This is a genomic window from Ravibacter arvi, from assembly GCF_039540405.1.
In the GTDB taxonomy this organism is placed as follows: domain Bacteria; phylum Bacteroidota; class Bacteroidia; order Cytophagales; family Spirosomataceae; genus Ravibacter; species Ravibacter arvi.
Map to the genome: position 1 here is coordinate 17,199 of NZ_BAABEY010000023.1, position 20,413 is coordinate 37,611.

The 20,413-nt window shown below is 52.3% G+C and carries 13 protein-coding genes; 2 read left to right on the top strand and 11 right to left on the bottom strand.

Going from position 1 to position 20,413, the window contains the following annotated elements; translation table 11 throughout:
• Positions 1-1,146, top strand: coding sequence for a hypothetical protein (locus ABD852_RS11935; protein WP_345028999.1), 1,146 nt, complete (start codon positions 1-3; stop codon positions 1,144-1,146).
• 13 nt (positions 1,147-1,159) lie between these two features.
• On the opposite strand, the gene ABD852_RS11940 is transcribed toward ABD852_RS11935, so the two are convergent.
• From ABD852_RS11940 to ABD852_RS11980, 9 genes are all read right to left on the bottom strand, one after another.
• Positions 1,160-3,280 (bottom strand): cation:proton antiporter, encoded by a 2,121-nt coding sequence (locus tag ABD852_RS11940; RefSeq protein WP_345029004.1) that lies wholly within the window; start codon positions 3,278-3,280, stop codon positions 1,160-1,162.
• Positions 3,277-3,864 (bottom strand): hypothetical protein, encoded by a 588-nt coding sequence (locus ABD852_RS11945; protein ID WP_345029009.1) that lies wholly within the window; start codon positions 3,862-3,864, stop codon positions 3,277-3,279. The genes ABD852_RS11940 and ABD852_RS11945 overlap by 4 nt, the downstream gene beginning before the upstream one ends.
• A gap of 154 nt (positions 3,865-4,018) precedes the next feature.
• Positions 4,019-4,381: a 50S ribosomal protein L19 gene (rplS, locus tag ABD852_RS11950; RefSeq protein WP_345029013.1), complete on the bottom strand. Its 363-nt coding sequence runs from the start codon at positions 4,379-4,381 to the stop codon at positions 4,019-4,021.
• A gap of 657 nt (positions 4,382-5,038) precedes the next feature.
• A complete protein-coding gene (locus ABD852_RS11955; RefSeq protein WP_345029015.1) occupies positions 5,039-6,739 on the bottom strand; it encodes a RagB/SusD family nutrient uptake outer membrane protein in 1,701 nt (566 codons plus the stop codon).
• Positions 6,740-6,754: 15 nt separating this feature from the next.
• On the bottom strand, positions 6,755-9,793 hold the full coding sequence (locus ABD852_RS11960; RefSeq protein ID WP_345029022.1) for a SusC/RagA family TonB-linked outer membrane protein: 3,039 nt from the start codon (positions 9,791-9,793) through the stop codon (positions 6,755-6,757).
• A 91-nt stretch (positions 9,794-9,884) separates the two neighbouring features.
• Positions 9,885-11,723, bottom strand: a complete 1,839-nt coding sequence (locus ABD852_RS11965) for a RagB/SusD family nutrient uptake outer membrane protein (RefSeq protein ID WP_345029025.1) — start codon at positions 11,721-11,723, stop codon at positions 9,885-9,887.
• 9 nt (positions 11,724-11,732) lie between these two features.
• Positions 11,733-15,305 (bottom strand): TonB-dependent receptor, encoded by a 3,573-nt coding sequence (locus ABD852_RS11970; protein ID WP_345029028.1) that lies wholly within the window; start codon positions 15,303-15,305, stop codon positions 11,733-11,735.
• A gap of 233 nt (positions 15,306-15,538) precedes the next feature.
• Positions 15,539-16,579, bottom strand: coding sequence for a FecR family protein (locus ABD852_RS11975; protein ID WP_345029031.1), 1,041 nt, complete (start codon positions 16,577-16,579; stop codon positions 15,539-15,541).
• Positions 16,580-16,696: 117 nt separating this feature from the next.
• Entirely contained in the window at positions 16,697-17,263 is a 567-nt protein-coding gene (locus ABD852_RS11980; RefSeq protein WP_345029033.1) for an RNA polymerase sigma-70 factor, read from the bottom strand.
• 153 nt (positions 17,264-17,416) lie between these two features.
• Here ABD852_RS11980 and ABD852_RS11985 point away from each other — a divergent pair, with 153 nt between their 5' ends.
• Positions 17,417-17,917, top strand: coding sequence for a DUF1905 domain-containing protein (locus tag ABD852_RS11985; protein ID WP_345029035.1), 501 nt, complete (start codon positions 17,417-17,419; stop codon positions 17,915-17,917).
• An 11-nt stretch (positions 17,918-17,928) separates the two neighbouring features.
• On the opposite strand, the gene ABD852_RS11990 is transcribed toward ABD852_RS11985, so the two are convergent.
• Together ABD852_RS11990 and ABD852_RS11995 are read right to left on the bottom strand one after the other, a co-directional pair.
• On the bottom strand, positions 17,929-18,918 hold the full coding sequence (locus ABD852_RS11990; protein ID WP_345029036.1) for a helix-turn-helix domain-containing protein: 990 nt from the start codon (positions 18,916-18,918) through the stop codon (positions 17,929-17,931).
• 54 nt (positions 18,919-18,972) lie between these two features.
• The gene (locus ABD852_RS11995) at positions 18,973-20,403 is read right to left on the bottom strand and encodes a PI-PLC domain-containing protein (protein WP_345029038.1); all 1,431 of its coding nucleotides are present in this window, start codon (positions 20,401-20,403) and stop codon (positions 18,973-18,975) included.
• Positions 20,404-20,413 lie beyond the last annotated feature (10 nt).

Below are 20,413 nucleotides of genomic sequence, written 5' to 3' on the forward strand. Positions count from 1 at the left end.
TTGAAAATAATGAAGCGGATCATGGGGATGGCACTCATTGCCTTCGTATCGGAGGCAGCCGGGCAGGCCGTCCCCATTCGCTACCTTTTGCCGTCTGTATCAGCGGACACCGGCGTTAATGCAGTCTTGTTTGAAGAAGATTTTGCCGATTCCACCTATTCGAATATCCTGTACCAACACCTGGACCGCGATTCCATCCCGGTTTTTTATGAGCGAAAGATTAAAACAAGCGTTTGTTTCGACGGCAAATGCCGGTTGCTGGACATGTCGGTTTACTGGAAGCCGACCGGCGGGTACCTGGGGTTTGAAATGCCACAAGGAGAGTTTTTAAGTAAAACCGACCACGAGCCATTCCGGGCGGAAGACTACGAGAAACTTCACGCCATTCTTGCTGATTCGTTGTCGCCGCTTGCAGATTACAGTTTTTTCGAACTTGTTCCCGAGACCGGCAACCCCGACCAGGTGGATGCGGTTTCGTCGGCGACGCTGAAAGACATCGTTGATTTTATTGTACCGGGGGCGGCCTTCACGACCTACCGCCTCTGGCACCTGGTACATGGCAGGACACGCCAGCTTGTTTCTGCGCACAGTGAGCGGCTGCTTAACGAAAAATTTGCACTACTTCTCCTGGCCAAGGGCAGCCCCGGCGACCAGATATGGGGGCTGGAGAGAGCCGGGAATCTCCAAGCCTGGGGAGAGCTGTTCCTGCTCCGCGTGATGCGCCTCGGAGAAAGCGAAAATCTTAACCTCGCCGCTGCCGCTATCCGATCTTTTCCGGACCGCCTGCTCGAGACCGGCGAAGTTCAGCATTTCCTGGTTCAACGGATTGAAAAAGGGGGCTATCCGCAGAAAAAAATGGCCCTGGCGGAGCTTTTCAAGCCGGAAAAACTTTGTGATTCAACCGTAGCCGGCTTGGTGGAGCTGATCCCTGAGATGAACGGCGACCTGCTGGCGGATGCATTGGCGTTGTTGTTCGAAAAGAAAGTAGACAACCTTCCTGTCATCCGCAAGCTGGCGGTCTTACTGGATGGCAACAACCGCTACAACTCCGGAAAGGTTTATTCTTTTCTCGAGAAAGTAAACTCTTCGGATGCTGAAATCAGGAAAAAAATGGCAGAATACAAGTTGCGGCGAGCAAAACAGTAAAGCACAAACCGGGCTATTTGAAGATCCGGCCTACCATTTTTCCGATTTCGTTAAAGTCGTCATAGTTGTTGACTGCCCGTTTTTCAGCATCCACTTCGTCACCGGCGTAAGGATAAACCAACAGGTAATTTTTGTCGGAAAAACGTGCATTCAGCAGATCCGGAATAGCCCGCATCTCCGGTGAGTAGGAGTTCATTGCCGATTCGGCCATCATCAGGATGAGTCCCTCGTTTTCCCCTACAGAATCGATGATCTGCCCAAAATCGCTGCTTTTCTTCAATTCTGTAAATTCTGCTTCTATTGCCGCTTTTCGCTGGATATTCCGGAGGGATCGGATGGTGGTCGCGCCGCCGAAAAAATGGAGGACGGCGCCGGAATTCCGGCCGATGTTCCAGATCCGGAGCAGGGCAAAGAAAAAGCCCGGTTCCGTATGCGATTTAAAAGGAAGGATGACGATATGTTTCCGGATTGTCGAAACCGGTTGTGCGGCATGGTATACCAGTACGTTGGTCATCCGGTTTTGAAGGTAGCCGTTGTAAAGATTGTATACAAATGAAGGAGAAAAGCCTTTGGAGTCGTCCAGACCGATCATTAAATCCGAAATCTTCTTCTCTTTGATCACGTTATTCACGCCGCTGATAACATCGTTGTCGTAGCGGGTAAGCGGGGTTAGCCGGACATCGGTGGCCGCCGCTATTTCGGTAGCCTGGCCGAGAAGCTTTTCCGCATTTTTTATGGAAGATTCGTTTTTCTCCTCGTTAATAATGTTGAGCGCATATACCTGGTCTGTGTTGCTTTTGGCTTTAATCATCAACATCAGGTTGACCATTTTTTCGACGGTACCCGGGTGATTGACAGCCAACAGGATGCGTTCCTCTTCGGTGGTGTTTCCCGCGACAGTTTCCTCATGATCGGAGTCTGCAATCTTGCTTGCGTTAGCCATTGAAACGAACGAAGACACGGTACAGGATACAAGGATCATCAGGATACTTCCGTTCAGAATATGTTCATTGAGCAGACGCACGGGTTCACCGGCTTCGTTTTCAGAGATAATGATGTTGTAACCGACCATTACGGCCGCGAGCGTTGCTGCAGCGGAAGCCGTGCTCAGGCCGAAGATAAGGCCGCCCTCTTCGCGGCTCAGCCGGAAAGTTTTCTGCGTGGCTACTGCGGCCAGGTACTTTGTTCCCACCGCGGCTACGGTCATTAGCAGGGCGACTTTGATGGTTTCCCAACTTTTGAAAAAGACCGAAAAGTCAATGATCATACCTACGCTGATCAGGAAAAACGGGATAAAAATGGCGTTGCCGACGAACTCGACCCGGTTCATCAGCGACGATGTGTGCGGGATCAGCCGGTTGAGCGCGAGCCCGGCCAGGAAGGCTCCGATAATGGCTTCCACACCAGCCAGCTCCGCCAGGAGCGCGGCCAGGTAGATCATGACCAGTACGAATATATATTGCGAAATCTTATCGCCGACCTTTTTGAAGAACCAGCGCCCGATCACCGGGAAAAGAAAAAGCACAATACTCCCGAAAAGCAGCACCGATATCGTCAGTCTGAGCCAGAATTCGCTCCCCACCTCACCTTTGGCCATCCCGACGCAAATGGCCAGGACCATCAGCGCGAGCACGTCGGTGATGATCGTACCGCCCACAGTGATATTCACTGCGAAATTCCGCGAAAGGCCCATCTTGCTCACCAGCGGGTAGGAAATCAGCGTGTGCGAGGAGAACAGGCTTGCAAACAGGACCGACGTGAGCGGCGAAAAGCCAAGCAGGTAGTAACCGGTCAGATAACCCAGCGAGAGCGGAATGGTAAAGGTGTAAATACCGAAAGCCAGGCTTTTCCATTTGTTTTTCTTGAAATCGCCCATGTCGATTTCAAGCCCGGCCAGGAACATAATATACAGCAGACCGGTGGTTCCGGTTACCACAATGCTGCTGTCGCGCTGGAGCAGGTTGAGCCCGTTGGGCCCTACGATGGCGCCTGCAATAATCAGTCCCAGTAAATGGGGTACTTTAATCTTATTAAGCAGGAGCGGCGCGCTCAGGATAATGATAAGCAGGATCAGAAATTTCAGCACCGGATCTTCGATCGGGAGCGAAACGTCGTAAATATTCGCCAGCATCATCTTTTGAGATCTTTTGAAGTAGCCCGTATGAGTTCTACATTGAACCGCGCTGTGCAGCGGCTATCAATGACAATGGTTCGCGTACCTTTGATTTTGCTGCCGGAAAGCTCATTCAGCAATACCTTCATTTCGACTTGCTTGGCCGCGGAGGAGTCGGTGCTGAAATGAAGCTGAACCTGGCTCCCGTTGAAAGTGGAGGCATAGACTCGGACCAGGGCATTGTTATTGAGCACTTTGGTGACCAGCTGTGTAGAGTCGTTGGCAAAAATCCAGGTGTCGTTTCGCTGGTCGCCTACCACGTAATCAGGGCAATTTGAGTCCACACAAACGATTTTTCCATTCCATTGCCCGGCCAGGCTGTCGGGCCATACGGAGATGGGTACCAGCGTATCCCTGAGCGTTTGTAAACTGTCTCTCATCCTGAGAAGCGCCTGGTACTCGACTTCCTTCAACGAAAACTGTTTCTCTTTCACCAGAAGGTTTCGTTCTCTCGTGTTCAGTCTTTCTTCTCTTTCCCGGTCGTAACATCCTGACAGAAGGACAGGTATACAAAAAAGCAAAGCGGTTGGAATTCTGGGCATCATCAGCCGTCTGTGGTTGAAGTGTGATGAATGGAATTGCGGCCTGCCGGCGGCAACCCCAATTTAGGAGATTACGCGAAGGGATCAAAGCAATACCGGCGTAAAAAAAAGGACCGGCCTTGCGGCCAGCCCTTTTCACCATACGGGATGGAAATTCTTACTTGGCAGATTTAAGCTCCTTAATTCTGGCTGCTTTTCCATGGCGTCCGCGCAGATAGAAAATTCTGGCGCGTCTTACCTTACCTTTCCGCACTACTTCGATTTTGTCGATGCTTGGGGTAAGAATCGGGAAAATACGCTCAACGCCGACACCGTTTGAAATTTTACGAACCGTAAAAGTTTCACCGGCCGAATTCGGGTTACGACGCTGAATAACAGTACCCTGGAATTGCTGGATACGCTCTTTGTTACCTTCTTTGATCTTAACGTGCACGATGATAGTGTCACCGGCGCCAAAATCCGGGTACTGAGACCTGCGGTCCTCAGAAAGTGCCTCTACGAGTTTGATTAAATCACTCATGACAATTTTTTGTTTACAATACTTCTTTAGAGTCCATCGTGCCCAGCGGAAAGGGTGGCGCCCCCTCATACAACACGTTTCGACAAAACGAGTGCAAATCTAGTGTATTTATTCTTTAAGAGCCAATTGATCTGTGAAAAACTTTGGAAGGCAAGCCGGCTTCGATAAAATAGCCAGCAAGGTGTGGTGGATCTTTCGATTATGTTGTAGAAATTTTTTTGATAAAATTTGTTACGATTGCCGACTCAGGTACTATAAATGTTTATAATCCGGTTTTCTGAGGACGGAGTTACTCAACGTTATGAATTTTTTGGAAAAGTCGGGAATCAGGTAGAAAATCTGGTTCCCGATTTGTTTTTTATCACATCCGGGAAAACGATGTGGTTTATAAAATCGGGACAATACCGCTACAGGGAGAGATCCCTCGGCTGCGCTTGGGATGACCCTCTGGTCGGAGTACCCACCGAAGTTGTCGGCAGCTGTATGGAGCCTTGATATACAGAACTCACGAGTGGAATAGCCCGTTCGTGCATTGGTGGCCTCGCCATTCAGGCGGAGCCGGGAAATCTCACGCATACATCCACCCGTTAAAAAAGGAGATCCCCTCCGCACCGGTCAGAATGACGGCCGGGACGGAGGGGTCTCCCTATCGCTGCACTACCAGCCGTTGTTCTGTTTCAAAGCCGGGGCTTTGGCCAACTGGGTCTGAGCAAACGGGAACCAGTACATTTTTTCAGAAAAGGTCCGGTCCTGAACTTTGAAGTATGTGTATGTATAGGGTTCCGCATCTCCTGATATCCGTACACCGTTTACCGGTTTATTGAAAAATTCATTCCCCAGTTTCCAGCGCCGTACGTCGAAAAAACGATGTTCTTCGAAGCACAGTTCTATACGGCGCTCGTTCTGGATCCGTAGCCGCATGGCTTCTTTGGTCGGCAAGACGTAGCCATTCCCGGCTTTGTCGGTACTTTGGAGCGCCGCCAAACCGTTGGCTGTGGGCGCAATTCCCCTGCGCCGTACCTGGTTGATCGCCTCGTACACTTCCGGAGCCGGTATTTCGCCCGATTCGTTGAGCGCTTCCGCGTAATTGAGCAGGATCTCGGCGTACCGGAAAAAGACGTAGGTCCGCCTGACCGCCGCCGTGTTGGTGGTGTTCATGAATTTCCGCAGGTAGTAACCGGTGGCTGTAGTACGGTCTACTGCCGCCTGCGGGTTATTGTCCTTCATGCCTTCGCGGGTATCAATTTTTACTCCTCTGAAATTGAGTCCGTTGTAGTTGATAAACATAGAGAATCGATCGTCCCGGCCGGCGTAAGGCATATCGGGGTTGTAGCCGGAACCCGCTTCGTGAATCATCTTGCCGGTTTCTTTCATCTCGAAGGCATCCACCAGTTCCTGCGTAGGATTGGTTCTGCCCCGGCCATTGGTATAACTGGGGGGCGCGTTGTTGGCGTCGATGGTGGTCGCCGAGAGGGTTTCGGAAGAGAAAATAACCTCCTTGTTGAAGGCCAGGGTCCCGAAGTTCCACAGGTTCGGCAGCTCTGCCAGTGTCAGCAGCCCATGTTTACCGCCGGAGAGGTCTATTACGGCCTTCGCGGCATCAGCGGCGGCCTTCCATCTGGCCAGGTCGTTTCCGGGGTTGTTGAGCGGACTTGCCGCGTACAGCAGCGTACGCGACTTCAATGCCAGCGCGGCGGCCTTGGTAGCCCGCCCTTTGATGGCCGATCCCTGATCGGAGGTCGTCGGGTAGCTGATGTATTCGGCCGCCTTATCACAGTCGGCAACGATATGCGCCACTACTTCATCGAAGGTGTTTTTGGGAAGGTCCAGGTTTTCTTCCAGGGCGAAAGGACGATCGGCAATGATGACGCCGCCATAACGCTTCAACAGCTCGAAATGAAACATTCCGCGCAAAAAATGCGCTTCCCCGATAAGCGTTTGCTTGGTAAGGGTGGCATCGTCGATGATAGCGCTGGAAGCGGCATTTTTCAGGAAAATATTCACCGAGCGCAGTGCCCGGTATTGCTGGGCATAAACGTCGTCGTACAACAGGGTCGGGCTCCAGTTGCCGTTCTGGAATACATTGATGGCTGCGCCCGGCAAGGCGCTGACCGCTTCGTCGCTTCCCGTGGAAAGGCCAAGCTCCCCATTCAGGTTGTACCTGAAATCGGCGTTGCTGCCGGCAACCAACCCCCGGTAAATGTTGTTGAGAAAATTTCTGGCGTGTTCGTTCGACGCAAACACCTGCTCTTCCGAAATCGTCCCGTCTACTGCATACTTGTATTCAAGAAAGTCATTTTTGCAAGCCGTCGTCCCGCAAAGCACGATGATACATGCCTTTATGATGTATTTTTTCATTGTTAGCTGCAGGTCTTAAAGTTTAACATTGAGCCCAAAAGAGTAGGTTTTGACATAGGGATAGGTGGAACCCCGTCCGAGGAAGGGTAGCTCCGGATCCACATCCAGGTCCAGTTTGCTGAAAGTCAGAAGATTGAACCCGTTGAGGTAAAACCTGATGCTCTGTATCTTCAGTTTCTGCGTAAACGACTGCGGAAGTGTGACACCCAGTTCGAGGGTTTTCAGTTTGACGTAATCGGCGTCGCGCAGCCAGAAATCGGAGTCTGTCCGGTTGTTGCCCAGGTTGGCTAACCCCACTCGCGGGTAAATCGCAGTGGCAGCGGTGGCCGGGGTCCATCTTTTCAGGCTTTCCTGGTTGAAGGCGCTCGGACCTGTGTCGATGATTCCCCTGATATTGGTTTTCTGGCCAACGGTTCCCTGGAATTGCGCATTCAAATCAAATATCTTGTATTTAACGGCCGTGCCGAAGCCAAAGTAATTCGGGGTGCCCAGGTTGAACCTGATCCGGTCGTTTGCATCAATGATGTTGTCATTGTTGATGTCCTTGTAGCGGATATCGCCGGGCATGATCTGGTTGGACAGCGTCGATTTCGGTCCGGCTTCAATTTCCTGCTTGCTTTGGTACAAGCCGTCCGAGACATAATAAAGTCCCGATCCCGCACCGAGGCCTATCGTGCTTTGATAGGCTGGTACGCCGGCCTGACCTCCCTGGTAAATTACCTTGTCTTTTGTTGCCAGGAAATTCGCGTTCAGGCTGAAATCTACCTCCCCGAAATTGTTGTGATAGAAGACGGAACCTTCAATTCCCTGGCTGTTGACGGCGCCTTCATTGAGATCGCCGGAGCTCTGCCCGATGATATCCGGGATAGAAGCCGTGGTGAGAATGCCGGTCCTCTTGTTTTTGAATGCGTCAAGGCTGGCGGTCACCGTGTTTTTAAAGAGGTTGAAATCCACTCCCAGGTTGGCTGTGGTAAGTGTTTCCCAGGTAATATAAGGATTCCCGATGTTAAGCTCGTTGGCGGAGCCGGTGAGCGCAAAACCGGTACCGAACTGGTAACCTGCGGCATTTGATACCAGGTTACGGGTGTAGCGGCTTTGGTAGGGAAATCTTCTCAACGCGCCTTCGCCAAACCCGATTTCAGTATTACCCGTCTTTCCGTAAGACGCCCTTATTTTCAGGAAGCTCAGCACGTTATTATCGCTCAGGAATGACTCGTCGGAAACGATCCAACCCGCCGATACGGCCGGGAAAAAGCCATATCGGTTGTTAGGGGGGAGGTCATCATCCCCGGCGTAGCTGCCGACCAGCTTCAGCAGGTAGCGGTCCTTGAAGGCGTACTCCACTCTTCCGGAAAATGCCTGGTACCGCTGCGAAAAGTCGGTTCTGCTTCTGAAGTCGATTATTGCAGAACGCATGCCCCGTACGCTCGCATTGATTTTATGTGCCTGGAAGGTTTTGTTATAGTCAAAACCCGTCCAGACTTCGCTGGCGCGGTATGCGTTTTCGTAGGCCGCGCTGCGGTAGGCCAGCCGGGCTTCCGTGCGATAAGGGATAGGGTTTCCGTCTACAGTAGCGTCGAAAACACGGTAATTTTGGGTGAACCCGGAAGTATAATCACCTTTCGTGTCATAGGAAACGAGGAGGTCAAACGAAAGACCGTCGAGGATCATATCCAGCTTCTGAGTGGCTTTCAGATTGGCGAAGCCTACTCTTTTCCTGGCCTTGATCACGCCGTTTGCTGTGATGGCGCCCAGAATGTTGTTCTGGTCTTCGGTAGTACCGCCGAAGGTACCGTCACGATTGAGGATCGGGTAGGCGTTCGGCCGCGTCCCATTGATCAGTCCCATGAGCGGAAGCGTCCCGTAGGTGGGATCTATCCGGTTTTCAACCCTTCCGGCCAGGTTGACAGAAATCGTCAGCCGCGAATTCACGTCAAAATCCACATTGCTCCGGAAGTTGAAACGCTTGTAGCCATTGTTGCTGTCATAGTTGGGACCTTTGGTTTCATTGAAAAGCCCGCCTTGATTGAGGTAGCTCATCATGGCAAAATACCTGACCTTTTTTTCACCACCCTGTGCGGAAGCTACGTAACGCTGGAAAGGAGTGGCCGATTTCAGAAAGCGCTCCTGGTAGTTGTTGTCCGGGTAGCGGTAGGGGTCGGATCCGTTCCGGTAGGCATCCAGCGCAGTTTGGTCGTAGCGCGGAATGGCGGTAGGATTATCGTTTAAAAGGGCTTCGTTGTACAGTGACGCGTATTCATAGGAGTTCAAGGGCTTCACCAGATGGTCGGGTAACTGGAACCCGTACTGTCCGGAAAGGTTGATTGATGATTTGGTCCGGCTTCCTTTTTTTGTGGTGACCAGTATAACGCCATTCGATCCGCGCAAACCGTACCAGCTGAGTGTGGCCGGGTCTTTGAGTACGGTAAAACTCTCTACTTCCTCGAAATCAAGATCCGACATGTCGCGCTCAATACCGTCTACGAGCACGAGCGCGTTGACGAAATTGAAGGAGGTACGGCCTCGTACCCTGTAGACGCTGAAGTCATTGCCCGGCTGCGTACCGGCCTGCAGAACGCTTAGCCCGGCCAGACGGCCTGACAAAATATTGGGCAATGCGCTGGTGGAGGGCTGGGGTAGGTCGGAAGTACTAACCGATGAAACTGCTTCGGTAAGGTAGCGTTTGTGCCGCACCCCGAAAGGGATTTCCACCAGGTCATCGTCGCCGGCCAGCGTTTTGGCGCGGGCCATCGTGATTGAGATCTTGCTTCCCGCAACGGTTTCGTAGGTTTGAGCCAGGTAACCGCTTTTCTTCAACACCAGGATGGCATTCGCCGGCCCCTGGATGCTGAATTTGCCGTCGGCGCCGGTAGTTGCCGTTTCGCTGGACTCCTGGACGGAAATTGATACGCCCGGTACTCCCTGATGGTTCGAATCCAGGACTACCCCTGTAAGGGTTACCAGGGGCCTGTTGCCTTGTCCAAAGGCCTGCAGCCCGGTGACCGTCAACAGAAGTATGACCAGTTGTTTAAGATATTGATAAGGTCTTTTCATTTCGCAAAGGTTTGAGCCGCGGGGTGGAAAGTGAGTAGCGCTTACGGCCAACATCCCACACCTCGCGTCTATTTCAGATATCGATTCCTAGTTATTCCGGCCAGCCTGGATTTTGTTTCAGGTTGTTCCCCTTGGCGATTTCATTCAATGGCACCGGGTACAAATGCATATAGTCCTTGAAAGTGCGCTGATAGGCACTCGTCATCAGCGTCGGCGTATAGGTGAACGCCGTGTCATTTTTAACTACATCCATTCGCATAATGGGCTGCGCAATGATCTCGGGACCCTTCTTCCAGCGAAGAATGTCAAACCACCGGATTCCTTCAAAGGCCAGTTCCACCGCCCTTTCGTTTCGGATGAGGTCGCGCATGCTTTCTTTGCTGATGGTAACGCCTCTTGCCAGAAAGGTATTCGCGACGGTCGGCATGTTGACGGTCGGGCGTTGCCTGATCTGGTTAACCGCCGCCTGAACCTCTGCTGTCGGGCCCTGGGCTTCGTTTAGCGCTTCCGCGTAGTTGAGCAGGATTTCGGCATACCGGTAATAGACGAAATTGAGGATGGCGGTAGAAGTGGTGTTGCCCTTCAGCGCCTCCGGCCATAGCTTGCGGCAATAATACCCGGTGCTTGTACCGGTGCCGCTTACTGCGGTCACGTCTTTGCCGTAGACAACTACCCCGTCTTTTATTTCACGCCAGGTTTCGACTTTCGAGGGAGCCTGCCAAACCTGGTTGTTGTGCAGCACATTGTATTCCAGTCTGGGGTCCCGGTTAGCGTAAGGATTTTTGAGGTTATATCCTGATCCGGGATCGGTAATCCGCAGCCCCTCGCGGGTTTCATAAAGGTCCACATGGTTTTGGGTGGGGTTGAGCGACCCGCTTTTCTCCAGGTAACCGTTGGTGCTGGGCGAAATCAGGTAATCCCTGAAGAAGCCTGCCACATTGGAAGCCCGCGGCCCCTTGATATTGGCAAGGATGTATTCATGGGAAATCGGATCGGTCAGTATTTTCGAATAGTCATGATGCAGCTGGTAGCGTCCCATGTCAATCACCGATCTGGCAGCATCGGCAGCGCGCTGCCATTTGGCGGCGTCTCCGCCGGGATTCCATAGCGGGCTTGCCGCCAGTAGCAGGGCTCTCGTCCGCAACGCGCGTACGGCTCCCAGATCCGGCCGGCCGTTGTTGTTGGAGACGTTGCTGCCCGGTACGTCGATTGAATAGCTTGGGTTCCAGCCGGATTCGGGCGAGTAGATCAGCAGGGGGCTGCTGCCGGTATTATCGGTAAAGGTGGTGGTGCTGAAAATCCTTTCGGCTTCGTTCAGGTCTTTTTCAATAAACGCGAGCGTTTCCTCGAAGGTAGACCGTGGGATATCCATATCGTCATTCAGACCAAGCGGTTTGTCCATCAGGATGGCGCCGCCCCATCTCCGCGACAGTTCAAAGTAAAAATAGGCCCTGAAGTAATGTTGCTGTGCTTTTACCAGCTCTCCGTTCAGGGACGGTTCGTTCTCCCAGGGGATAGCCGGGTATTCTTCCATAAACACATTGACGTTCCGTATCCCTTCATAAAATTTGACATAGGGCGGTCTCTGGCCGGAAATGGTCTTATTGGAGCCGAATTCGGTGCCGTGCTCCCAGTTGGTCCAGTCGCCGCTGTACATGGCTTTGTAGGGCTCGTCCAGGAAGCCGCAGACGGATTCATCGGTAAACTCGGAAATAGTGCCGCGGAAGGGTTGTCCGACCGACCCCAGCCCGAAGTAGTCGAGTACCATAAATATATAGGACCGGTCGGCAAACTGAGCCGCGAGTTTCGGGTCGTTGAAAACATCCCGCTTGGTTGTAACAACGCCGGTATCCCGCTTGAGGAAATCCTGTTCGCATGAAAGCAGGCAGCTCGTCAACGCAAACAGAAACAAAGTATATCTGGTTTTCATGAGCATAGTTTAGAAAGTGACGTTTACATTCAATTGGTAGGTCCGGATGTTGGGGTAGGTAACGCCGCGGTTAACATAGGTACCTACGTTCAGGTCGTCGCCGTTTTCCGGATCGAGTCCTACGAATTTGGTCCAGGTATAAAGGTTGTAGCCGGTGACTGAAACGGTTGCGTCCGAAAGTTTCAGCCGGGATAAAAATTTAGGCGGGACCGAATACATCAGCGAGATATTGCGCAGTTTGATAAAGCTGGCATTCTGGAGGTTAAAGGCATTGATAATCCCGGTGTTGTTGCCTCTGAGATCGGTACGGCCGAAGAACCGGTTCTGACCGATATTGGCAGCCCGTATTGCCGGGTATTTGGCGTTCGGGTTGTCAGGCGTCCATCGGTCCAGCTGGTGTTCGTAGTACTGCGGTACGATGAAAATGGCATCGGTTTCAACCAGGTTGAATTCGTTGCTTACTTTGTCTACCGCCTGGAACAAGGCGCTCAGTGAAAACCTCTTGTAAGAAATGTTGGGCTCAACACTGTATTGGTCGATGGGTACGTCGGGATAACCGATGGCCGTGTAATCCTGGGGCGTAATCAGCCCGTCGCCGTTGATATCCTTGAGCCTGATGTCGCCGGGCATGAAGGGAAAGCCTTCCATTTTCGCCCAGGCATCAATTTCCGCCTGGTTTTGGAAGAATCCTTTTTCTACGTCATAGCCGAAGAACTGCCCGATCGAGCTGCCCGCCATCCGGAGGTTGCCTTTCTGATTCTTGGGCTCGTCCATAATAAGCCGCTTGTTTTTGATATGGCTGAACTGCAGGTTGATGCCGTAGCGGAAGTGCCCGCTCCGGTTGTTGAGCTTCAGTTCGGCCTCCACGCCGCCGTTGTAGTTCTCGCCGTAGTTGAAAATCGGCATGTCTTCGCCATAATGTTCAAACGTTGCTCCCGCCCGTGAAAGAAGTATGTTTTTGCGGCGTTCGTCGAACAGATCGGCTACAAGTTGAACACGGTTATTGAAAAAGTTAGCGTCAATACCGATGTTCCGTTTGTGGCCCGTTTCAAAGGTTGCATAAGGGTTGCCTATCTGGCTGTGAAAATAACCCGGAGCGCCTACCGGGCTGTTGGGGTTACCCAGGGAGAAGCTTCCGCCGGGGCTGTAAGCATCGAGGTACAGAAACCGTGACGGAATGGTGGCGTAGCCTACCAGGCTGATATTGCCCGTTGCATAGCCCACCGTCCCGATGCTGCCCCGTATTTTGAGGAAGTTAAGACCGATGCTTTCGTTGATATTTTTCATGAAATCCTCATTGCTGAGGGTGTAGCCAAGGCCGACCGTCGGGAAGAAGCCGTACCGGTAGCCTTTATCGAAGTTTTCCGAGCCCTGGTACGACCCGTTGAATTCGGCGTAGTACTTGTCTTTGAAATGGTAGGTAGTCCTGAAAACCATTCCCTGGAATGCCCGCGGCGCTTCGATACCGGTGAGGTACTTGATTTCGCGGGTTCCGACAAGCGCGCCCGACACGTTGTGCGCGCCGAAGGTCCTGCTGTAGTTGGCCTGAACCTGTATGTTTGTCTTCAGGAGCCCTGCGCCCACGCCTGTGTTGCTGTTAAGCGGGTCCTCGATCCGGATCGTGGCCGGGTTTGCATATGCGGGAATAATGGCTTTGGTTTCCCTGTCGACGGTATACACGGCTCCTGCGCCCGACTGGTTCCGGTAAAATTCGGAACTCTGGTCGTAGGCAATGGTGGCCATGAGGTTAAGCCCGGGGGTAACGAAATCCAGTTTCTGGTTGATAACAAAAGTGCTTTCCAGGATGTTTTTCTCGCCGGCGGTAAATCCCCCGCGTTTCAGGTTGATGTAGGGGTTTTCCTGGTAGGCGAGTGCCCCGCCGAATCCCACGCCGATGATCTGGTTGTACATGTCATCACGGGCAATCTGCTCGGGCGTATTTCTCTTTGCAGCTTCCGCGTCAAACGGCATGGACCAGGAGGGGGCAATGTACATCCATTTGAAGACTGCTTCGGCCCCCGTCCGGAAATTGGCTACCGCCGCTGTTTGCCCGTATTTGATGGCCCGGTTGGTGTATTCGTTTTCAATCCGGCCACCCAGGTTCAGGCTGAGTGTTGTAGTAGGCGTCAGTTTATAGTCCAGGTTTGACCTGAAGTTCGTTCGTTTCGCATACGGCGAGGTACGGTAGCCAAGAGGGGTATCAAATTTCTTGAACATACCGTCTTCGTACATGTAGCCGAGCGACACAAAATAGCTTACCTTTTTACTCCCGCCGCGCAGGCTGATGTTGTGCTGGTGGCGCATCCATACTTTTTGCGTAAGCTCTTTGAACCAATCCACATCGGGATAAAGCAGCGGGTCGCCTTTACCGGTTCTGAAAGTTTCGATGTCCTCGGCGGTGAAGTACTTTTTATAGGTATTTCGGTCGAGGATCCCGGCGTTGAGCATGTTTTCCTCACCTTCGTTGTGCAGCATGGCGGCTTCATAGGCGCGCAGCGGCTTGGGGCGCTGCCCCACGGTGTTCAGGCCGAACTGGCCGCTGTAGGAAACCTTGGCAGGGCCCTCATTGCCCCTTTTAGTAGTTACGACAATTACGCCATTTGCGCCTTTCATTCCGAAAAGTGCGGTAGAGGCAGCATCTTTAAGCGTTGTGATGGACTCTATGTCGTTGGGGTCGATATCGCCGAAAGTCTCGCGCTCTACACCGTCTACGATGATCAGTGCGGCGGAGTTGTTGGACGCCCGGCCGCGGATGTAGATTTCCGCGCTGCTTGCACCCGGACGGCCTTGCCGCTGCCGGGTCATAACGCCTGCCATCCGGCCGGTCAGGGCATTGGTGACGTCACCTACCGGGGTTTTGACGATTTCTGCAGCGGACATGGTGCTTACCGCCGCAACGGCAGCCATTTTGGTTTGAGTACCAAAACCGACTACTACCACCTCGTTGAGGTCCGTGTACTGTTCCGTCAGGGTAACATCCAGCTGGCTCCTGTTGTCAACAGCCTGTTCAAGGGTTGTAAAACCAACATACGAAAACACCAGGACGGGGGCAGTCCCTTCCAGCTGGATGGTGTACATGCCGTTAAGGTCGGTAACCTGGGCGTTATTGGTACCTTTCTGGCGTACCGTAACGCCGGGTAGCGCCTCACCTTTGCTGTCAGACACTTTCCCGGTTATTTTCCGGGCGGCCTCGGGGGCAGGTTCTGCCATATCAGGCAACGGCTCGGGTTGCAGCATGATTTGCCCGCCTATGATCCGGTAGGATATGTTCAGGGGCTGTAGCGCCAGGTCGAGCACTTCCGACAGTTTACGGTTGATAGCCGTAATGGTGAGCCTGCGGGATGCCCCGATCGCATTCGGATTGTATACGAATTTAACGTGGGCTTCACGCTCAATCCGGAGTATAGCTTCCCGTAGTTCGGTGTTTTCGGCGACAAGGGTAATCTGGCGATCCAACAGTTTCTGACCGTTGCCTTCGTGTGCGTATCCCAGTGAGATCCCTATGCATACCAGCAGCATTTGTAAAAATGTGATCTTCATAACATGCCTGGCAAGAGGATGAATGCGTATGCTTATTTTCATTAATTTTGTTTGTTTTGTTTGGAACTGGAAAAGTCTGGCAAAACCATCCCCTGTGCTCATTTCTTAGCAGAATGAGCCGGCGTTTTTAAAAACGTGGGGTAGTGACGGTGCCGGAAGTGGTCGCAACACTTTCGGCACTTTTCTGTTTTTAAGCTTTATTCATGCAGTGAAAGGTTAGTTGGGTTTGGTTCAGGATATAAGGTGACAGATAGTGATTTCGGAACAGGGGCCGGCTAATCGCAGGGTTTGCCGCTGATCAATACGCGTGTGCCTATAATTTCGTAGGTGGCATTGCTCGCCGAGCAAAGCAGGTCCAGCTGTATAAATAAAGGCTGATGACTGATATCACCGCGGAAAAGGCAACCTTTGAGCGCCTCGTTTTCCAGGATAATCTCAATCCCGTAGGCACTTTCCAGCTTTTCGATTACTGCGGTCGCCGGGGTATCCTCAAAATTGAATGACTCATCGGGCGTGAGGACCGAGGATTCCGGGACGACCAGGACAGGTTGTTCTACCAGGCCGAGCTCAAATTGCCGGCTGCCATTGGAGAAAGAGGCTTTCTGGTTGGCGGTCAGTATAACGCCGTGCCTGGAAAGACCGTTGTCGCCATCACCGTTCTCGCTTCTTTTTGATACAGTTACCTTCCCGGTTACGACCGAGACCTCAATGGGACGTACAGGGTCGCTTCCGTCCACCCAGAAACTGGTTCCGAGTACCCGGGTTACAATTTCACCCGAATAAACCAGGAAGGGCCGGTTCGGGTCGCCGGTCACTTTGAAAAAAGCTTTGCCATTCAATGCAACCTCCCGTTTGTCGGCCCGGAAATGAGCCGGATATTCCAGGCTGCTGTTCGGAGCGAGCAAAATTTCACTGCCGTCAGGCAAGTGAACGGTTTTATCTTTTTCCCCGGAACTTACTACGGTCACGCCTGTAGCCGGGCCGGCTGCGGTAGACGAAAAAGGGGTAGCGGGGAATTCGGTTGCTTTTTCGGATACCGACCGGTAGATGGCCCAACCTGCTGCTGCGAATACCACAAATGCGGCAGCGCTTTTCCACCAGATCAGCCAATTTCCATGTCTATTGGTTTTTTTTTGCTTTCGTTTCTGTATGGCCTTCCAGAGCCGGTCTTCGAGGGCTTTTGTTTCTTGAGGTGTTTGGTCAGGGACCTCTTCATCAAGCAGGGCAAACCATTGTGCGACCAGGCGTTTCTCCCGGTCTGTACACGTTCCATTCCGGTAGCGGGTCAGCAAAGAATAGAAATTCTGTTTGCTCATGAGCAACAATCGTTTTTAACGGTTTATATAAGGACTGAAAAAGCGGCAGGAACCGCAAAGTGATTGGATTGATCTTTGAATATTTATAGGGTTTGGTTGAAATAGCCCAAAATATTCTTAGAATATAACAGCGCTGCTCAACGCCAATACGAGTGGGGTTACTTCGCCGAGCGCACTTCTCAAAAAGCGGAGACCCTGGGTAATATGGTATTCTACCGTGCGTTTGGGGAGGTTTAGGTTGGCCGATATTTCGCCGGCTGATTTGCCTTCCAGGCGGTTCATCATGAAAATTTCCCGGGTTTTGGCGGGCAATTGTTCCAATGCCTGCTGAAGCTGCGTCTCCAATTCATCCAGGAAAAAGGGATAATCCGGCGCCAGGGGATGATCAATACCATCGAGATTTGAAAACAGCTGTTGTTTGTAGAAATCGATTACACGGTTCCTGGCCGCGGCAAACAAATAGCTTTTTAAATGGACAATGCGAAGTTCGCCACGTTTTTCCCAAAGGGTTGAGAAAAGATCCTGGATGATTTCTTCCGCTGTGTCGGGGTCATGCACTTTGGCCAATACAAAGTTGTACAAACGCAGCCAATAGGTCCGGTAAAGCGTTTCAAAAGTGTGTTCGTTCCATTCATCGGGCACAAGTTCCCAATCAGAACTGCTCAGGGAATCAGGATTTGGCAAATTGAAACAGGATAAGGTTTAGGAATAGTTGTGCCATACTATTAAATAATTACGAGATTAGCCACCAGAACTTTTTTTTAATTAGCGGTAACGTTTGCGGAAGCAGTGCCGCGCTGCGGATTGCTTCCGCCGGAATTAACAATTTTGATCGACATGATTCATTCGGATAAGGAAAAAGAACCGCCCGCGCAAATTCATTTTGAGTCCGTAATAGATCGTTATCCGGGGCATCGCGGGCATTTTGTGGATGTTCCGGAAGACGTCTCGCTGTTTTTCTCCAACGAAAAAAATGTACGGTTGCTTTGTGCCATAAACGGGGGCGAGGCTTTTCACTGCGCACTGCGCCCGAAAGGCAACGGTACCTTTGACATAGCGGTCGGGACACCCATCCGTAATGCGGGCAAGCTCCGGTTGGGGCAGCGGGTATCGGTGTCGCTTGAACGTGATACCAGCTCTTACGGAAGGCCCATGCCCGAGGAATTGGCTGAACTGCTCGAGCAGGATGAAGTAGGGAACCAGTGTTTTCAGCAGGCAAATGCCAGTGTTCAAAGGGGAATACTGTACTATATCAACAGCGGGAAAACGGTTCAGACCCGGATCGACCGGGCAATCCGGATGATTGACCGGTTAAAGCATGAGGGAAAGAAAAATTAGCGTGGGCCGGTTTAGCTTGCACGAACCTGCCTGGTGACCTCGCTCGGGCGTATTCCGAATTCCTTGTAAAAAGCGCGCGAAAAAGCGGCCGAAGTCGCGTACCCGAATTCGGCGGAAGCCTGGGATACGTTGTACAGTCCGTCTGAAAGCGACTGGTAGGCCCGGGCCAGGACCTGTTGCCGGTAGAACCTTGCAACGGATGTATTGAACACGCTCTGGAAGCCCATCGTAAGTTTGAAGCGGTTGATGCCGAATTGCCGGCAAAGCTCCTGGATAGAAATACTGGTGAGGTCGCCGGTTGCAAGCGCCCGCCTGACTTCCTGCAGCGTGGCAACATCCCTGGCAGAAAAACGGACCGCTTTCTGATCGATCTCTGTGATGGAAGCGAAATAATAGGAGAGGAGCTCAAAAAATTTGCAGTCCAGGAATACCCTTCTGAAATTTCCTCTCAGACGACACCGCAGAATTTGTCTCACTACCAGCCTGAGCTCGCCCGAGAACTGGAAAACGCTTCCCGGACGGTCTTTTGTAAACATTGCCGATATACATTGCTGTCTGACCGCGGGGCCCTGGTCGGCAAAAAAGCGGTCGAGGGCAGACTCGAAGGCCGATTGGCTGAGCACCAGCGAAACCACTTCAAAGCGATGGCTAACGGGAAGCTCCATATAGGAACGTTCCCCGCCCACTGCGTAAATAAACGAGCTTCCCCCCTGAACTGTTGCGGTGACGCTCTTGTTCAGAATATGCGTTACCTTGCCTTCGATCATCAGGTTGATAAGCACTTTCCCTTCGTAATACTGGCTGTAACCCAGGCGGTAGGACTGTTCCGGGGTGCCGCTCAGGGAAATGAGCGTCGCTTCGGACGAGAGCGGAATAATAGCGGTAGCGCCTTTTCCGAGGACCGGCGCGCTGAATTTTAACAGCTCATCTTCACAGTCCAGGCGGGTTATTTCACGAAAAGGCACGTCTTTCATTTCCTCAATGACAACAGGCAGGTCCATAGGGTATCCGGGAAGGTTTTAGGTCTTCCAAAGATACCCCACGGATCAAAAAAATCATGAGAAATTCCAGAGAATAATACTCCTGTTGACGCGCTCTTCCACGTAATCGATGTAAACAACGTTGGGCTTGGCGTAGTGTGCGCCGTCGATCGATTGCTTCAATACGGTCGGAAGGGCAGTATTGGCGACCCGGGCCAGGTCATAGATCGGGGAAGTCAGCGGCGGTTTGCCCGAAGTGAGGGTCCAGGAAAGGAGAAACAGGTACCCTTTGCCCAATCCGCCGTGGGTACGCCATAGTTCCAGTTCTTTTGAAGCCATTGTATTGTAATCGTCGGTATCGGCGTATTCGTCAAAAACAGTCAGGTTGGCATCGGAAGCGGCACTGCCGTCCTGGTAGCGCCAGCGGCCGGACGCGGGGTCTATGTATTCGGGATAGTCAAATACCATAACCAGTTTACCACGTAGCTTCTGAACCGGCGCTTCGGCGAGATTGGCCGGGAGGTCTCCGGTCTTTTTCAGGAGCAGGTTATCGTACGCGTTCAGGAGCTCATTGATCCGCCGCTTGGTATCTGCCGCGTCATGTTCCTTGTACTGCCTGATATGGGACACTTTGAAAATCACCGTTTCGGTGGGCGTACTGCCGAGAAAGCTGCTGGCTTCATCCATTACGGATTTCAGGTTCTGGCCGTTGCACCCGTTACCGCCTGTGCGGTGATAGGTCACCAGCTCGTTGTAGTCATAGTCCACACGGATGTCGAAGTAGCGGGAACCGGCCTCCAGCTGCTTCGCGATGGAAAGGTTCTGAGTCTGGGTGTAAGGTACTGCAAACCCGAAAGGCATGCAATGGCTGCATTCGGACATGCCCGCATCATGGCTGCCGGGTAATACAATTTCATCCAGCCTGCGGTGGTCGGGCAGGTGCTTCATCCAGGCGGCGGTATTGATCAGTGAGACCGGCGTGACGTAAAATGTGTACGCGGAAAATGCCGCATTTGCGAATCCCAGCGTGACTTCGCTCCCGCCCGGCAAGGTACCTTTGCCTACTGCATAGGGTCCGGAAGAAGGCGTATAGGTAAGTGTTTTACCACCTAGCCACCAGTTGTTGTTCAGGCCCGAATGTCCCTGCGCCAGCGCAAACCCCGGGAAAGTACATTCCAGTTCAAGTCCTCCAATAGATTCCCCGGTCACCACCAGGCGAAGCGTGCCGATAAAGGCGAAATTGAGCTTTCCCGGCGCGTCGTTGAAAGTGTTTTGCGAAGGCATGATCCTGTTGCTGAACCATTTGGCGTTGTCGGAGGAACCTTTCCGGCCGATCTCAAAAGACATCTCTCCGTCGCTGCCAAAATTGACCGTCATACCGGACCTGATGTGATGGTCGGGGTCTTCGCCGCCGGTAATTGAAAAATCCTCTACTGTGTAAGATCCCCTTACAAGGGTCAGGCCCCCCTCTACGGAGAGGCAAACGGTGTTGTCCCAGTATTTCATAACTTGTTGA

Bases quoted from the DNA above. Each gene is read 5' to 3' on its own strand.
- ABD852_RS11940 (WP_345029004.1), bottom strand. From the start codon at position 3,280: ATGATGCTGGCGAATATTTACGACGTTTCGCTCCCGATCGAAGATCCG.
- ABD852_RS11945 (WP_345029009.1), bottom strand. From the start codon at position 3,864: ATGATGCCCAGAATTCCAACCGCTTTGCTTTTTTGTATACCTGTCCTT.
- rplS (WP_345029013.1), bottom strand. From the start codon at position 4,381: ATGAGTGATTTAATCAAACTCGTAGAGGCACTTTCTGAGGACCGCAGG.
- ABD852_RS11955 (WP_345029015.1), bottom strand. From the start codon at position 6,739: ATGAAAAAATACATCATAAAGGCATGTATCATCGTGCTTTGCGGGACG.
- ABD852_RS11960 (WP_345029022.1), bottom strand. From the start codon at position 9,793: ATGAAAAGACCTTATCAATATCTTAAACAACTGGTCATACTTCTGTTG.
- ABD852_RS11965 (WP_345029025.1), bottom strand. From the start codon at position 11,723: ATGAAAACCAGATATACTTTGTTTCTGTTTGCGTTGACGAGCTGCCTG.
- ABD852_RS11970 (WP_345029028.1), bottom strand. From the start codon at position 15,305: ATGAAAATAAGCATACGCATTCATCCTCTTGCCAGGCATGTTATGAAG.
- ABD852_RS11975 (WP_345029031.1), bottom strand. From the start codon at position 16,579: ATGAGCAAACAGAATTTCTATTCTTTGCTGACCCGCTACCGGAATGGA.
- ABD852_RS11985 (WP_345029035.1), top strand. From the start codon at position 17,417: ATGATTCATTCGGATAAGGAAAAAGAACCGCCCGCGCAAATTCATTTT.
- ABD852_RS11990 (WP_345029036.1), bottom strand. From the start codon at position 18,918: ATGGACCTGCCTGTTGTCATTGAGGAAATGAAAGACGTGCCTTTTCGT.
- ABD852_RS11995 (WP_345029038.1), bottom strand. From the start codon at position 20,403: ATGAAATACTGGGACAACACCGTTTGCCTCTCCGTAGAGGGGGGCCTG.